The sequence below is a fragment of the Pseudorhodoferax soli genome, assembly GCF_003337555.1.
Taxonomy (GTDB): domain Bacteria; phylum Pseudomonadota; class Gammaproteobacteria; order Burkholderiales; family Burkholderiaceae_C; genus Pseudorhodoferax; species Pseudorhodoferax soli.
On record NZ_QPJK01000001.1, the window covers coordinates 997,131 to 1,012,854 of the forward strand.

General features: G+C 69.4%; 16 protein-coding genes. 14 read left to right on the forward strand and 2 right to left on the reverse strand.

Translation table 11 applies throughout. The features are described 5' to 3' along the window. Positions 1-46: 46 nt before the first annotated feature. From DES41_RS04565 to DES41_RS04590, 6 genes are all read left to right on the forward strand, one after another. Positions 47-700, forward strand: a complete 654-nt coding sequence (locus DES41_RS04565; RefSeq protein WP_114466273.1) for an amino acid ABC transporter permease — start codon at positions 47-49, stop codon at positions 698-700. A 28-nt stretch (positions 701-728) separates the two neighbouring features. Then, positions 729-1,505, forward strand: coding sequence for a transporter substrate-binding domain-containing protein (locus DES41_RS04570; RefSeq protein WP_114466275.1), 777 nt, complete (start codon positions 729-731; stop codon positions 1,503-1,505). 399 nt (positions 1,506-1,904) lie between these two features. Then, positions 1,905-2,630: an amino acid ABC transporter ATP-binding protein gene (locus tag DES41_RS04575; protein WP_114466829.1), complete on the forward strand. Its 726-nt coding sequence runs from the start codon at positions 1,905-1,907 to the stop codon at positions 2,628-2,630. Beyond that, a complete protein-coding gene (locus tag DES41_RS04580) occupies positions 2,627-3,580 on the forward strand; it encodes a sugar kinase (RefSeq protein ID WP_114466277.1) in 954 nt (317 codons plus the stop codon). The genes DES41_RS04575 and DES41_RS04580 overlap by 4 nt, the downstream gene beginning before the upstream one ends. Positions 3,581-3,609: 29 nt before the next feature. Continuing rightward, positions 3,610-4,608, forward strand: a complete 999-nt coding sequence (locus tag DES41_RS04585; RefSeq protein ID WP_114466830.1) for a 2-hydroxyacid dehydrogenase — start codon at positions 3,610-3,612, stop codon at positions 4,606-4,608. After that, complete coding sequence (locus DES41_RS04590) at positions 4,605-5,624, forward strand: LacI family DNA-binding transcriptional regulator (protein ID WP_114466279.1); 1,020 nt, start codon at positions 4,605-4,607, stop codon at positions 5,622-5,624. Before DES41_RS04585 ends, DES41_RS04590 begins: the two co-directional genes overlap by 4 nt. 17 nt (positions 5,625-5,641) lie before the next feature. Here the strand turns inward: DES41_RS04590 and dgoD are convergent, their stop codons facing one another. Next, positions 5,642-6,790 (reverse strand): galactonate dehydratase, encoded by a 1,149-nt coding sequence (dgoD, locus tag DES41_RS04595; protein ID WP_114466281.1) that lies wholly within the window; start codon positions 6,788-6,790, stop codon positions 5,642-5,644. After that, entirely contained in the window at positions 6,787-7,536 is a 750-nt protein-coding gene (locus DES41_RS04600) for a FadR/GntR family transcriptional regulator (protein WP_245965564.1), read from the reverse strand. Before DES41_RS04600 ends, dgoD begins: the two co-directional genes overlap by 4 nt. Positions 7,537-7,659: 123 nt before the next feature. Between DES41_RS04600 and DES41_RS04605 the strand changes: the two genes are divergently transcribed. From DES41_RS04605 to DES41_RS04640, 8 genes are all read left to right on the forward strand, one after another. Further along, entirely contained in the window at positions 7,660-8,439 is a 780-nt protein-coding gene (locus DES41_RS04605; RefSeq protein WP_114466285.1) for an SDR family oxidoreductase, read from the forward strand. Positions 8,440-8,452: 13 nt separating this feature from the next. Beyond that, entirely contained in the window at positions 8,453-9,700 is a 1,248-nt protein-coding gene (locus DES41_RS04610) for an enolase C-terminal domain-like protein (RefSeq protein WP_114466287.1), read from the forward strand. 16 nt (positions 9,701-9,716) lie between these two features. Then, on the forward strand, positions 9,717-10,682 hold the full coding sequence (locus DES41_RS04615) for a 2-hydroxyacid dehydrogenase (protein ID WP_114466288.1): 966 nt from the start codon (positions 9,717-9,719) through the stop codon (positions 10,680-10,682). Positions 10,683-10,709: 27 nt separating this feature from the next. Then, entirely contained in the window at positions 10,710-11,693 is a 984-nt protein-coding gene (locus DES41_RS04620) for a TRAP transporter substrate-binding protein (protein ID WP_114466290.1), read from the forward strand. Positions 11,694-11,755: 62 nt separating this feature from the next. Continuing rightward, positions 11,756-12,769: a TRAP transporter substrate-binding protein gene (locus DES41_RS04625; protein ID WP_114466292.1), complete on the forward strand. Its 1,014-nt coding sequence runs from the start codon at positions 11,756-11,758 to the stop codon at positions 12,767-12,769. Positions 12,770-12,776: 7 nt separating this feature from the next. Then, positions 12,777-13,358, forward strand: coding sequence for a TRAP transporter small permease (locus DES41_RS04630; protein ID WP_114466294.1), 582 nt, complete (start codon positions 12,777-12,779; stop codon positions 13,356-13,358). Further along, positions 13,355-14,635, forward strand: a complete 1,281-nt coding sequence (locus DES41_RS04635; RefSeq protein WP_114466295.1) for a TRAP transporter large permease — start codon at positions 13,355-13,357, stop codon at positions 14,633-14,635. Before DES41_RS04630 ends, DES41_RS04635 begins: the two co-directional genes overlap by 4 nt. 31 nt (positions 14,636-14,666) lie before the next feature. Continuing rightward, positions 14,667-15,704 (forward strand): L-idonate 5-dehydrogenase, encoded by a 1,038-nt coding sequence (locus tag DES41_RS04640; protein ID WP_114466296.1) that lies wholly within the window; start codon positions 14,667-14,669, stop codon positions 15,702-15,704. The last annotated feature ends 20 nt before the right edge of the window (positions 15,705-15,724 follow it).

Here is a 15,724-nt window from a genome sequence, read left to right on the forward strand (position 1 = left end):
CCCGAGGGGGCGCGTCAATGCCTTCGGGCGGCCGGGCGGCACTGACATGAGAACCTTCGGCTGGCCCGAATTCCTGTTCATCGTCGAGGCGGCGAAGTGGACGCTGGCGCTCTCGGCCATCGCCTTCGTCGGCGGCGCCATCCTGGGCCTGCTGGTGGCCCTGGCGCGCACCAGCGAGCACCGCGGCGCGCAGTTCCTGGCCACCGGCTTCATCCAGGTGTTCCAGGGCACGCCGCTCTTGCTGCAGCTGTTCCTGATCTTCTTCGGCTTCCCCGTGCTGGGGCTGGACATCAACCCCTGGGTGGCGGCCGGCATCGCGCTGACCTTGAACACGGCCGCCTTCCTGGCCGAGATCTGGCGCGGCTGCATCCAGGCCGTGCCGGGCGGCCAGCGCGAGGCGGCGCTGGCACTCAACCTCTCGTATGTGGACCGCATGCGCGACGTGATCCTGCCGCAGGCCTTCAAGATTGCGCTGCCGCCCACTGTGGGCTACCTCGTGCAGGTGATCAAGGGCACCTCGCTGGCGGCCATCATCGGCTTCGCGGAGATCACGCGCGCCGGCCAGATCATCAACAACGCCACCTTCCAGCCGCTGCACGTGTTCAGCACCGTGGCCGCCATCTACTTCGTCATCTGCTGGCCGCTGTCGCTGCTCGCTGCGCGCATGGAAAAGCGCCGCGCCGCCGCACTGAGCCGTTGATCTTTCGTTCACCCAAGGAGACCCACGCATGACCACCACCCGCCGCGCCGCTCTGGCGCTGACCCTGGCCGCAGCCTTTGCCCTGCCCGCTGCCGCGCAGACCGTCGCCGACATCAAGAAAAAAGGCGAGATCACCATCGGCATGCTGGTCGACTTCCCGCCCTACGGCACGACCAACGCGCAGAACCAGCCTGACGGCTACGACGCCGACGTGGCCAGGCTCCTGGCCAAGGACCTCGGCGTGAAGGCCAACATCGTCCCGGTCACGGGCCCGAACCGCATCCCCTTCCTGCTGACCAACAAGGTCGACGTGCTGGTGGCCTCGCTGGCCGTCACGCCGGAGCGCGCCAAGCAGGTCGACTTCTCCACGCCCTACGCCGCCGCCACCATCGTGCTGTACGGCGCGGCCAAGGTGCAGTTGAAGGAGCCGGCGGACCTCAAGGGCAAGCGCGTGGGCGTGGCCCGCGCCAGCACGCAGGACGTGGCCCTCACCGCCATCGCGCCCGAAGGCACGGAGATCCGCCGCTTCGACGACGACGCCTCGGCCATGCAGGCGCTGATGTCGGGCCAGGTCGATGCCATCGGCTGCTCCACCACCGTGGCCGCGCAGATCGCCAAGCGCGCACCGGCCGGCACTTACGAAAACAAGTTCAACCTGCGCCAGCAGGTCATGGGCGTGGCCATGCGCCCCGGCCAGGCCGAGCTCAAGAAGACGCTGGACGAGTTCGTGGACCGCAACAAGAAGAACGGCGAGTTGAACAAGCTCTACCAGAAGTGGCTGGGGACGGATTTCCCGGCACTGTGAAAACGCGGGCATGACGGTGGTGCGGGACCGCGCCGACGGTGTACTCCACTCCGCGAATGTCCCCCGGCCTTGCCCGCCTTGCCGGCCTGGGGCCGGCAAGGCGGGCAAGGCCTCCTCCTTTATTTCGCTGCGTGGAGCACACCATCGTCGTGGTCTGTCAGCGTCGCGTCGCACGGCTCCGCACGACGCGACGTTGCCAGGGCCGAGGGTACTGGGTGGCCCCTGCAGCGAAATAAAGGAGGAGCCTGGGCCGCCTGCGGCCCTGGCGGGGGACATTCGCGGAAGGGGCCACCCGGTGGCCTCGGCCCCCGCACCACGCATCCGCCTCTCGCGCCACAAACCAGACGAGCCAACGTGAACACCAACCAGCAACACACCCTCGGCGCTCCCATCATCGAGATGGCCGGCGTCAACAAGTGGTACGGCCAGTTCCAGGTGCTGACCGGCATCGACCTGTCGGTGCGCGCCGGCGAGCGCATCGTGGTCTGTGGCCCCTCGGGCTCGGGCAAGTCCACGTTGATCCGCTGCATCAACCGGCTCGAGACCGTGCAGCAGGGCAAGATCACCGTGGACGGCATCGAGCTGACTGCGGGCGGCAAGAACGTGGACCGCGTGCGGGCCGAGGTCGGCATGGTGTTCCAGCAGTTCAACCTGTTTCCGCACCTGACCATCCTTCAGAACTGCACGCTGGCGCCGATGCGCTCGCGCGGCATGACGCAGGCGCAGGCCGAAGAGGTGGCCATGCAGTACTTGACGCGCGTGCGCATCCCCGAGCAGGCCAAGAAGTACCCGGCGCAGTTGTCGGGCGGCCAGCAGCAACGCGTGGCGATTGCACGTGCGCTGTGCATGGCGCCCAAGATCATGCTGTTCGACGAGCCGACCTCGGCACTCGACCCCGAGATGGTCAAGGAAGTGCTGGACACCATGATCGGCCTGGCCGAGGACGGCATGACCATGCTGTGCGTCACGCACGAGATGGGCTTTGCGCGCAGCGTGGCCGACCGGGTGATCTTCATGGCCGACGGCAGGATCATCGAGCAGGCGCCGCCGCAGCAGTTCTTCGAGCATCCGCAGCACGAGAAGACACGCCAGTTCCTCGGCCAGATTTTGAGTTCCCACGCATGAACGACACCACCACCTTCGACGTCGCCGTGTTCGGCGAAGCCATGATGCTGCTGGTGGCCGACCAGCCCGGCCCGCTCGAGGACTGCACCGGCTTTCTCAAGCGCACGGCCGGCGCCGAGACCAACTTCGCCATCGGCCTGGCGCGCCTCGGGTTCAAGGTCGGCTGGGCCAGCCGCCTGGGCACCGACAGCATGGGCCGCTACCTGCTGCGCAGCATGCAGGCCGAGGGCATCGATTGCGGCCACGTGGTCGTCGATGCGGCGCAGAAGACGGGCTTCCAGTTCAAGGGCCGCGTGACGGACGGCAGCGACCCGCCGGTCGAATACCACCGCAAGGGCTCGGCCGCGAGCCAGATGGCGCCCAGCGACATCGACGAGGCCTGGCTGCGCGGCGCGCGCCACCTGCATGCCACGGGCGTGTTTCCGGCCATCTCGGCCACCACGCTGCCCACCGCCGTGCGCAGCATGGAGATCGCGCGCGCCGCCGGCCGCACGATTTCCTTCGACACCAACCTGCGGCCCACGCTGTGGCCCAGCCGCGAAGCCATGGTGCAGTCCATCAACGGCTTGGCGGCCCGCGCCGACTGGGTGCTGCCCGGCATCGAGGAAGGCGAGATCCTGACCGGCGAGACGGCGCCCGAACGCGTGGCCGCGTTCTACCGCGCGCAGGGTGCCAAGCTGGTCGTCGTGAAACTCGGCGCCGATGGCGCCTACTACGACAGCGATGTTGCCGGCACCGGCCGCGTGCCGGGCTTCCCCGTCGAGAAGGTCGTCGACACCGTGGGTGCGGGCGACGGCTTCGCAGCCGGCGTGGTCAGCGCGCTGCTCGAAGGGCTGAGCGTGCCCGAGGCCGTGCGCCGCGGATCGTGGATCGGCGCCCGCTGCGTGCAGGTGATCGGCGACACCGAGGGCCTGCCCACGCGTGCGCAGCTTGAGGAGGCTGCGCTGTGAGCGCCGCCCGGCCGCCCGAAGGCGCTCGCATCGCAGGCGAAGCCGTAGGCACTCCCAAGCACGTCGTCGTCTTCGGCGCCCTGCCGCCCGACCAGCTGGCGCGCCTGCAGGCCGCCCACCAGGTCACCGTCACCAACCCCAAGGCCGACCCCGCTGCGTTCGAGGCCGCCCTGGCGCAGGCAGAAGGCCTGATCGGCGCGAGCTACCCGATCACACCCGCGCTGCTCGACAAGGCCCCGCGCCTGCGCGTGGTCTCCAGCGTCTCCGTCGGCGTGGACAACTACCCGCTGGCCGCACTGCAGCAGCGCGGCATCGTGCTGTGCCACACGCCCGGCGTGCTCGACGAGACTGTGGCCGACACCGTGTTCGGCCTGCTCATGGCCACCAGCCGGCGCATGGTCGAGCTGGCCAACCTGGTGCGCGAAGGCCGCTGGGCCAAGAGCGTGGGCGAAGACCTGTACGGCTGGGACGTGCACCACAAGACCATCGGCCTGCTGGGCTTCGGCCGCATCGGCCAGGCGATTGCGCGCCGCGCCGCGCTGGGCTTCGGCATGCAGGTGCTCTACCACGCGCGCCGGCCGGTCGACCTGGCCACGCAGGCACCTGAACTCGTGGGCAAGGCCACGCACACGCCGCTGGCCGAACTGCTGCCGCGCGCCGATTTCGTGGTGGCCATGCTGCCGCTGTCGGACACCACGCGCGGCATGCTGAACGCCGAGCTGTTCGCGCAGATGAAACCCGGCAGCATCTTCATCAATGGCGGCCGCGGCGCCACGGTCGACGAGGCCGCGCTGCTGCACGCGCTCGACCATGGCCCGCTGCGCGCGGCCGGCCTGGACGTGTTCGCCAAGGAGCCGCTGCCCACAGCCTCCCCGCTGCGCACGCATCCGCGCGTGACCCCCTTGCCGCACATCGGCTCCGCCACGGCCGAAACGCGCCATGCCATGGCAGCGCTGGCCGTGACCAACCTGCTGCAGGTGCTGGCCGGCGAGCAAGCCACGGCCGCCTACGACACCGCTGCCGCGTGAGCACCGCACGGCCCACGATCTCCGACGTGGCCACGGTGGCCGGGGTCTCCAAGGCCACCGTCTCGCGCTTCTTCAACCACCGCGAACGGCTGCTGAGCCCCGACATCGCCGCGCGGGTGCAGGCCGCCATCGACCAGCTCGGCTACGCACCCAGCCCCATGGCCCAGGCGCTGAGCCGGGGCCGCTCGCGCCTGATCGGCCTGGTCGTGGCCGACATCGCGAACCCCTACTCTGTGGCCGTGCTGCGCGGCGCCGAGCGCGCCTGCCGCGAGGCCGGCTACCTGGTCATGCTGTTCAACCTGGGCAACGAGCCGGGCCGCGAGCGCGAGGCCATCGAGGCCTTGGCCGGCTACCAGGTCGATGGCTTCATCCTCAACACCCTGGGCCGCGGCCACAGCGTGCCTGACGCCGTGGCGGCCCAGGGCAAGCCCGTGGTGCTGATCGACCGGCGCCATGCCGGCATGCAGACCGACTTCGTGGCGCTGGACAACGCCGGCGCCATGGCGCAGCTCTGTGGCCACCTGCAGGACGGAGGCTGGCAGGAACTGCTCTACGTGACCGAACCCGTGGCCGGCGTCAGCACGCGGCGCGAGCGCTCGGCCGCCTTCGCCAGCTGCGTGCAGGCGCCCATGGCCGGCAGCGTGTTCGAAAGCGCCGAGGGCGCCGATGCCGCGCTCGTGGCGGCCCTGGTCGCGCTGCGCCGGCGCGCCGGCAAGAAGCGCCGCCCTGCCGTGCTGGCCGGCAATGCCGTGGTCACGCTGCGCGTGGCCCATGCCGTGCGCGAACTCGGCTGGGAGTTCGGCAGCGACCTGGGCTTTGCGGGCTTCGACGATCCCGATTGGGCCTCGCTGATCGGCCCGGGCCTCACCTGCATCGCCCAGCCGACCGATGCCATCGGCGAAGGCGCGGCGCACTGCCTGATCGAGCGGCTGCAGGGCCACACGGGCCCGGCGCGGCGCGTGCTGCTGCAAGGGCAGCTGGTGGTGCGCGGCTCGTCGGCCGCCTCAGCGCGCTGAGGCGGCGCCGGGGCGCATCACCACTCCGCCACGCTGCCGTCGGCGTGCCGCCACTGCGGGTTGTGCCAGTCCGGCGGATGGCGCGCGGCGTGCCGCACGCGCTCCTCGTCGATCTCCACGCCGAGCCCGGGCTTGTCCCAGGCCTCGATGTGGCCATCGCGGACCGCGAAGTCGGCCTTGTTGACCACGTAGTCCAGCAGTTCGGCACCCTGGTTGTAGTGGATGCCCATGCTCTGCTCCTGCAGAACGGCGTTGTAGGCGACGAAGTCCAGTTGCAGGCAGGCGGCCAGCGCGATCGGGCCCAGCGGGCAATGCGGCGCGAGCGCCACGTCGTAGGCCTCGGCCATGGCGGCGATCTTGTGGCATTCGGTGATGCCGCCGGCATGCGAGAGGTCGGGCTGCAGGATGGCGATGCCGCCACGCTGCAGCACCTGCTTGAACTCCTGGCGCGTGTACATGCGCTCGCCGGCCGCCAGCGGGATGCTGGTGGCGGCCGCGAGCACCGGGTAGTGCTCGGCCTGCTCGGCCAGCACCGGCTCCTCGACGAACAGCGGGCGCAAGGGCTCCAGCGCGCGCAACAAGGGTTTGGCCATGGGCAGCGCCACCCGGCCATGGAAGTCCAGGCCGAAGTCCACCTCGGTGCCGAAGGCGTCGCGCACCTGCGCCGGCACGCTGACCGCGCGGTCGATCGCGCGCACCGAGTCGAGCATGCGCATGGCCTCGCAGCCGTTCAGCTTGAAGGTGTCGAAGCCGCCGGCGCGCAGCCGGTGGATCTGCTCCACCACGTCGGCCGGCCGGTCGCCACCGACCCAGCTGTAGACCTGGATGCGGTCGCGGACACGCCCGCCCAGCAGCTGATGCACGGGCGCGCCCAGCGCCTTGCCCTTGATGTCCCACAGCGCCTGGTCGATGCCGGCGATGGCGCTCATGAGGATGGCGCCGCCGCGGTAGAAATGCGTGCGCACCATGCTCTGCCAGTGGTCGTTGATGCGCATCGGATCGCAGCCGACGAGCGTGGCACCCAGTTCGTGCACGGCCGCCTCGACGGTGCGGGCGCGGCCTTCGACCACGGGTTCGCCCCAGCCCGCGATGCCCTCGTCCGTCTCGATCTTGAGGAACAGCCAGCGCGGCGCGACATGGTAGGTGTGCAGCGCGCGGATCTTCATCGGGCGGCCCTCCGCGCTGCCGTGGCGCGCCGCCCGCGTTGCAGCGGCAGCAGCTCCTCCATGTCGCGCTGCGCGGAATCGATCAGCGTGATGGCGGCCTGCTCGCCGCCCGCGCCGTCGCCCCGCTCGATGGCCAGGCACACGGCCTCGTGCATGGCCAGCGAGGACGCCGGCCCGCCGGGCTTTTGCGACACGATCTCGAATGCCGCCTTGAGCATGGCCGACATGGCCTCCAGCATCTGGCGCAGGTACTGGTTGCCACAGGCCGCCAGGATGGTGGTGTGGAAGGCGAGATCGGCCTCGACATAGTCGCCCTTGCCGGCCACGGCCCGCACCATGGCCATGTAGGCCGCGCGCAGCGCCCGGCGCTCCTCGGCGCTGGCGCGCTGCGCCGCCAGGCGCACGGCCGGCGGCTCGATGATGCGGCGCAGTTCCATCAGGTCGCGCGCCATGCTGGCGTCGAAATCGGCCGAGGCGGCACGCCAGGCAATCACGCCGGGGTCGAACAGGTTCCAGCGCTGCGGCTCCAGCACCAGCGTGCCGATGCGCCGGTTCACCTCCAGCATGCCTTTGGCCACCAGCGACTTGATGGCCTCGCGGATCACGATGCGGCTGTAGCCGAAGCGCTCGCACAGCTCCGGTTCGGAAGGCAGTAACGCGCCCGGCGGGTAGCGGCCGTTGCAGATGTCCTGGCCCAGCTGGGCCAGGACCAGTTCATGGAATGTGGTGGCGCGGGGGCGGGGCAAGGTTGTCATGTCTGGGCGTTGATCATACGTATGACATCGCCATCGGCAAGCTGTAAGAGCGTGAAACCGGTTTCGGGTTTATCCCGATCCGCCAAACGTCATACCTCTATAAATTGCCGGTGGATGAACACCACCGCCCCCCGCAGCCCCTTCGACCTGTCCGGCCGCAGCGCCCTGATCACCGGTTCCACGCGCGGCATCGGCTACGCGCTGGCCCAGGGCCTGGGCCGCGCCGGCGCCCACATCGTCGTCAACGGCCGCCAGCAGCCGGCCGTCGATGCAGCCGTCGCCGGCCTCTCGGCCGAGGGCATCTCCGCCAGCGGCGCGGTGTTCGACGTGGCCGATGAAGCCGGCGTCGCCGCCGCCTTCGCGCAGTTCGACGCCGAGGGCCGGCAGATCGACATCGTGGTCAACAACGCGGGCATCCAGCACCGCCAGCCCATGCTGGAGCTGCCGCTCGCCGACTGGCAGCGCGTGATCGACACCAACCTGACGGCGGCCTTTCTGGTCGGCCGCGAGGCGGCGCGCCGCATGGTGCCGCGCAAGGCCGGCAAGATCATCAACATCGGCTCGCTGACCAGCGCGGCCGCACGCGCCACGGTGGCGCCGTACACCGTGGCCAAGGCCGGCATCAAGCTGCTGTCCAAGGCGATGGCGGCCGAATGGGCGCAGCACAACATCCAGGCCAACAGCATCGGCCCCGGCTACATCCTGACCGACATGAACCAGGCGCTGGTCGACAACCCCGACTTCGACGCCTGGGTCAAGGCCAGCAACCCCACCAAGCGCTGGGGCCGGCCGGACGAGCTGGCCGGCACCGCCGTGTACCTGGCGTCCAGCGCTTCGGACTATGTGAACGGCCAGATCATCTACGTCGACGGCGGCTGGCTGTCCGTGCTGTGAGGGTGCTCTGAAGATGGCCACGCGCATCACCGGCGTCCGCGCCATCGCCACGGCGCCGCAGGGCATCAACCTGCTGGTCGTCCGCGTCGACACCGACCAGCCCGGCCTGTACGGCCTGGGCTGCGCCACCTTCGCCTACCGCCACCTGGCCGTGCAATGCGTGGTCGAGCAGTACCTGAAGCCCCTGCTGCTCGGCCGCGACGCCGAGGCGATCGAGGAGATCTGGCAGCTCATGCACCAGAACGCCTACTGGCGCAACGGCCCGATCGAGAACAACGCCATGTCGGGCGTGGACATGGCCTTGTGGGACCTGAAGGGCAAGCTCGCCGGCATGCCGCTGTACCAGCTGCTGGGGGGCAAGGTGCGCCAGGGCGTGCCGGTCTACCGCCACGCCGAGGGAAGGGACCTTGCCGCGCTGTGCGACGACGTGGCGCGCCTGCAGGCGCTCGGCATCCGGCACATCCGCTGCCAGAGCGGCGGCTACGGCGGCGGCGCCTTCGGCCCAGCGCCGGCGCAGGCCGCCGAAGGCGCGGCCGAGGGCATCTACCTGGAGCCGCGCCGCTACATGCGCGACACCGTGGCGCTGTTCGACGCGCTGCGCGCCAAGCTCGGCTTCGACGTGGAGCTGTGCCACGACGTGCACGAGCGCCTGCGCCCGGCCGATGCCGTGCGGTTGGCGCAGCAGCTCGAGCCCCACCAGCTGTTCTTCCTCGAAGACGCGATCCCGCTCGAGGAAGGCGACTGGCTGCGCCGGCTGCGCGCACAGACCAGCACGCCGCTGGCCCAGGGCGAGCTGTTCAACCACCCGTTCGAGTGGCGCACGCTGATCGCCGAGCGGCTGATCGACTTCATCCGCGTGCACCCGAGCCAGCTGGGCGGCATCACGCCCACGCGCAAGCTGCAGGTCTTCGCCGAGCAGTACGGCGTGCGCACCGCCTGGCACGGGCCGGGTGACCAGTCGCCGCTGGGCCACGCCGCCAACATCCACCTGGACCTGGCGGCGCGCAACTTCGGCATCCAGGAGTGGTCGGGCACGGAGCCGCCCAACTTCGTGATCCAGGAGCTCAGCGGCTCGGGCAGCGCGTTGCAGGGCGTGTTCCCCGGCCTGCCGGAATGCCGCAACGGCTTCGTCTACGCGAACGACCTACCCGGCCTGGGTGTGGACCTCGACGAAGCCGAAGCCGCCAAGTACCCGGCCACCGCCGGCGTCACGACCTGGACGCAGACGCGTTTGCTCGACGGCAGCCTGGCGCTGCCCTGAACCCCGAAGGACTCCCATGAAGATCGTGTTCCACGGCCAGAACGCCGGCGGCTTCCGCGAGGGCTTCGACGCGCTCATCGGCCCCGGCCATGAGATCGTCCACGTCAGCGACACGCTGGCCGCGCCCGGCGAGGCCGCGCACTTCGCCAGTGCCGACGTGCTGATCGGCACCAGGCTCGACGCCAGCCTGCCCAGCCCCGCCGCCGCGCGCCTGTACCACGCGCCGGCCGCCGGCACCGACATGATCGACCGCACGCGCCTGCCCGCCCAGACCGCGCTGTGCAACTGCCACGGCCACGAGCACGCGATCGCCGAGTACGTGTTCGCCGCGCTGCTGGAGCGCCATGTGCCGCTGGCCCGCGCCGATGCCGACCTGCGCCGCGGCGAGTGGACCTACTGGGCCGGCCGCCCGGGCGCGCTGCGCACCGAACTGGGCAGCCAGACCATCGGCCTGCTGGGGTTCGGCCACATCGCCCAGGCCATCGCGCACCGCGCACGCGCCTTCGGCATGCGCGTGCATGCGGCCAACCGCAGCCCGCTGGCGGCCGATGCCGTGGACCGCGCTTTCGGCCTGCCCGAGTTGCATGCCTTCCTGGCCAGCGTCGACATCGCCGTCGTCACGCTGCCGCTGACGCCCGAGACCACCGGCATCGTCGACGCCGCCGCCATCGCCGCCATGCGCCCCGGCAGCGTGCTCGTGAACGTGGCGCGCGGTCCGGTGGTGGACGAGCAGGCGCTGTACGACGCACTCAAGGGCCGCCACCTGGGCCACGCCGTGATCGACACCTGGTACCAGTACCCCACCGCCACGCAGCCGCAGTGCCAGCCCTCGCGCCTGCCCTTCGCGGAACTCGACAACCTGCGCATGGCGCCGCACATGTCGGGCTGGACCGACGGCACGGTGCGCCGGCGCCAGCAGACCATGGCCGACAACATCGCGCGCCTGGCGGCCGGACAAGACCTCGTGAACCGACTCGTGTAAGCCAACCACCCCCTGGGAGACAAGCGCATGCAGAAGAAGATCGTCCGACTCGTCCTGGCCTGCGTGGCCGCCGCCTGCCTGCCGGCCGGCGCCCTGGCAGCCAAGTACAACCTGAAGCTGGGCCATGCGGTCAATACCACCGACGGCCAGCACGCAGCCGCCGTGAAGATGGCCGAACTGGTGAAGCAGCGCAGCAACGGCGAGGTGGAGATCACGGTCTTCCCGTCGAGCACGCTGGGCACGGACGCCGCCATGATCAGCGGCGCGCGCGGCGGCGCCATCGACATCGTCTCCAGCGGGGCTTCCAACTACAACGGCATCGTGCCGGCCACGGCCGCCTTCGAGCTGCCCTTCGTGTTCCGCAACGCGCAGCATGCCTATGCCGTGCTGGACGGCCCCATCGGCACCAAGGTGCTCGACGACTTCGGCGCGCAGCGCCTGAAGGGCCTGGCCTACTGGGAGAACGGCTGGCGCGCCTTCACCAACGGCAAGCGCCCGGTCCGCACGCCCGAAGATCTGAAGGGCCTGAAGATCCGCTCCACGCCCAACCCGTACCACATCCAGGCCTTCAAGCTGCTGGGCATGAACCCCTCGCCGCTGGCCATCGCCGAGCTGTACTCGGCCCTGGAGACCGGTGCCTTCGACGCGCAGGAACACCCGATCAACGTCACGCTGTCCAACAAGTTCTACGAGGTGCAGAAATACCTCACGGTCAGCAACCACATCTACTCGCCGCTGATCCTGGTCATGAACAAGGCCAGGTTCGACAGCCTGCCGCCCGAGTACCAGAACGTCGTCGTCGAAGCCGCGCGGGAGGCCTCGCGCTACCAGCGCGAACTCAATGCGAGCAACGCCGGCAAGTGGGTCGACGAACTGCGCAAGGCCGGCATGCAGGTGGTCGACAAGGTCGACATGGCGCCGTTCCAGAAGATCGTCTCCGAGCCCATCGCCAGGACCTTCTCCGAGAAGCTCGGCCCCGACCTGCTCAAGGCCATCGAGAACACGCAATAGCCCCCCGGGCGCGCCGGCCCGTGCGGCGCGCTGTTTTCTTCCAACCCGACATCGGAGACCACATGTCGTTCCTGCCCACCACCACCCGCCGCTCCGTGCTGGCCCTGGCCACTGCCTGCGCACTGGCCATGCCCGCCATGGCCGAGATCAAGGCCCGCATCGGCCACGCCATGCCGGAGAGCCATCCCCAGGCCGTGGCCATGAACAAGTTCTGCGAGCTGGCCTCCACCTACACCAAGGGCAACGTCAAGATCCAGGCCTACCACAGCGCCGTGCTGGGCAGCGACGAGAAGCAGCTGCAGGCCGTGCAGTCCGGCACGCAGGACCTGTACATCGGCACGCTGGCGCCGCTGTCCACCCGCGTGAAGGAAGTGCAGGTCTGGGACCTGCCCTTCCTGTTCCGCGACCAGCGCGAGGTCTACGCCGTGCTCGATGGCGCCTCGTCGAAGAAGATCTTCGAGAAGATCGCACCGGCCGGACTGGTCGGCCTGACCTGGACCGGCATGGGCTTTCGCAACCTGTCCAACAGCAAGCGCAGCGTCAACGCGGTGGAGGACGTGAGCGGCCTGAAGATCCGCGTGATGACCAACCCCGTGGCGCTGGACACCTGGAAGTCCATTGGCGCCAACGCCACGCCGATGGCCTTTGCCGAGGTCTTCCCGGCCCTGGAGATCAAGGCACTGGACGGCCAGGAGAACCCGCTGCAGCACATGTATGCCAACAAGATGCAGGAGGTGCAGAAGTTCATCACCGTGACCAACCACGTCTACACGCCGGTGGCCATGGTGGCATCGAAGAAGTTCTGGGACAGCCTGTCGGCCGACGACAAGGCCGGCGTGCAGAAGGCCGCCACCGAGGCCGGCCTGTACCAGCGCAAGCTGCTGGACGATGGCGATGTCGAGGTCATCGCCAAGTTCAAGGCCGCCGGCGTGACCGTCAACACCATGAGCGCAGCCGAGCTCGTGCGCGTGCAGGACAAGGTCAAACCCGTGGTGGCCAAGTTCGCACCGCAGATCGGCGATGACTTCGTGAAGGGCTTCATGGCCGAGATCGAAGCCGTCCGCGCCGCCAAGTAAGCGCGCCATGGGGAAGGTCTTCAAGGCGGCGGCCGATGGGCTGACGCGCGGGCTCGAAGTGCTCATGGTGGCCTGCATGGTCGTCATGCTGGTCATGGTGTTCGGCAACGTGGTGCTGCGGCTGTTCCTGAACACCGGCATCGACCTCTCGGAGGAGGTGCCGCGTTTTGCCTTCGTCTGGTTGACCTTCCTGGGCGCCATCGTGGGCATGCGCAAGCGTGCCCACCTGGGCGTGGACCTGGTCGTGCAGCTGCTGCCCGCGTTCGGGCGACGCGTGTGCTGGGGCATCAGCCAGGCCATCATGCTGGTGTGCTGCGGCTACATCGTCTACGGCACCTGGCTGCAGCACGACATCATCGCGGGCAACGCCTCGCCGGTGGCGCAGTGGAGCATGCTGTGGGTGTACGGCGTGAGCTACCTCACGGGTGGGGCCATCGGCCTGATCTGCCTGTCCAACCTGGTGCGGCTGTTCGCCGGCCAGGTGGCCGACGACGAGCTCATCGACGTGCACGAAGAAGGCATGGACGAGGCACTGGAGGCCGAGCACGAGATGAAGGCGCAGGGCGCCGCACCCGGGGGCCGCGCATGACCATCTTCATCTTCATCGCCTCGCTGCTCGGCCTCATGGCGCTGGGCATGCCGGTGGCCTTCGCGCTGATCGGCTGCGGGCTGGCCATCATGTACACCATGGGCTTCACCGATCCGCAGATCGTGGTGCAGAACATGTGGGATGGCGCCAACAGCTTCCCGCTGCTCGCCGTGCCCTTCTTCATGCTGGCCGGCGAGTTCATGAACGCCGGCGGCATGACGCGGCGCATCATCGTCATGGCCATGGCCTGGATGGGCCACATCCGCGGCGGGCTGGGCTATGTGGCCGTGCTGGCTGCCGTCGTCATGGCCTCGCTCTCGGGCTCGGCCGTGGCCGACACGGCCGCGCTGGCCGCCGTGCTGGTGCCGCTGATGCGCAAGGCCGGCTACGACGTCAACCGCTCCTGCGGGCTGATCGCCTGCGGCGGCATCATCGCGCCGGTGATTCCGCCGTCGATCGCGATGATCCTGTATGGCGTGACGGGCGGCGTGTCCATCACCAAGCTGTTCATCGCCGGCATCGTGCCGGGCATCATGATGGGCCTGGCGATCATGCTGGCCTGGCGCTGGTGCATCGGCCGCGACCAGATGACGACCGAGCCGCGCAAGACCACGGCCGAACGGCTCACCGCCACGCGCCAGGCGCTGTGGGCGCTGGTGCTGCCCGTCGTCATCATCGGCGGCCTCAAGTTCGGCCTGTTCACGCCGACCGAGGCAGCGGTGATCGCGGCGGTCTACTCGCTCGTGGTCGGCATGTTCGTCTACCGCGAGATCAAGCCATCGCAGCTGTTCAGGCTGATCTACCGCGCCGCGGAAACCACGGCCATCATCATGTTCCTGGTGTCGGCGGCCGGCGTCTCGGCCTGGCTCATCACCACGGCCAACATCCCGCAGCAGCTGGCCGACCTGGTGCAGCCGCTGATGGACAACAAGATGCTGCTGACCTTCGCGCTGATGATCCTGGTGCTGCTGGTCGGCACGGCGCTGGACTTCACGCCCACGGTGCTGATCATGACGCCGGTGCTGATGCCGGTCTTGAAGCAGGCCGGCATCGACCCGGTGTACTTCGGCGTGCTGTTCATCATGAACAACGCGATCGGCCTGGTCACACCGCCGGTGGGCACGGTGCTCAACGTGGTCTGCGGCGTGGCCAAGATCCCGATGAGCGGCGCCATCAAGGGCGTGGTCCCGTTCATGGTGGCGCAGACCATCGTGATGTTCCTGCTGGTGCTGTTCCCGCAGATCGTCATGTGGCCGCTGGCCTGGATGACACGCTGATTCCCCCCTTTCCCCAGCCAAGAGACACCCCATGGAAGCACTCGTCATCCACGCCCCCAACGACCTGCGCGTCGAGGACGTTCCCACGCCGCCGGTGGAGGCTGGCCAGGTGCGCGTGCGCGTGCGCGCCGGCGGCATCTGCGGCTCGGACCTGCACTACTTCCAGCATGGCGGCTTCGGCACCATCCGCATCCAGCAGCCCATGGTGCTGGGCCACGAGGCGGCCGGCGCGATCGAGGAGTTGGGCGCAGGCGTGACAGCGTTGCCGCTCGGCACGCGCATCGCCATCAACCCCAGCCAGCCCTGCAGCGCCTGCCGCTTCTGCCTGATGGGGCTGCAGAACCACTGCCTGGACATGCGCTATTACGGCAGCGCGATGCGCATGCCGCATGTGCAGGGCGCGTTCCGGCGCGAGATCGTGATCCACCAGAGCCAGGCCTTCCCGCTGGCCGACGGCGTGAGCGACGCTGAAGGCGCGATGGCCGAGCCGCTGGCCGTGGCGCTGCATGCCGTGAACCGCGCCGGCCCGCTGCTGGGCCGCACCGTGCTCGTGACGGGCTGCGGCCCGATCGGCGCCATGGTCGTGATCGCGGCGCGCCGCGCCGGCGCCACCCGCATCGTGGCCACCGACGTGGTGGCGCAGACCTTGCGCAAGGCCCAGCAGATCGGCGCCGACGAGGTCATCAACGTGGCCGAGCAACCGGAAGCCCTGGCGAAGTACGCAGTCGACAAGGGCCAGTTCGACGTGCTGTTCGAGTCGAGCGGCAATGCGGCTGCGCTGCGTGCGGCCTTCGACGTGGTGCGCCCGCGCGGCGTAATCGTGCAGCTGGGCCTGTCGGGCGCCGAGCTCACGCTGCCGTTCAACGTGGTGGTGGCCAAGGAGTTCGACCTGCGCGGCACCTTCCGCTTCCACGCCGAATTCGGCGTGGCGGTGCAGCTGATCAACCAGCGCCTGGTGGACTTGAAGCCGCTGGTCTCGGCCACGCTGTCGTTCCGCGATGCGGGCCGCGCGTTCGCGCTGGCCGCCGACCGCACCCAGTCCATGAAGGTGGTTCTGAGCTTCGACTGACAACCCATTGGAAGACACAC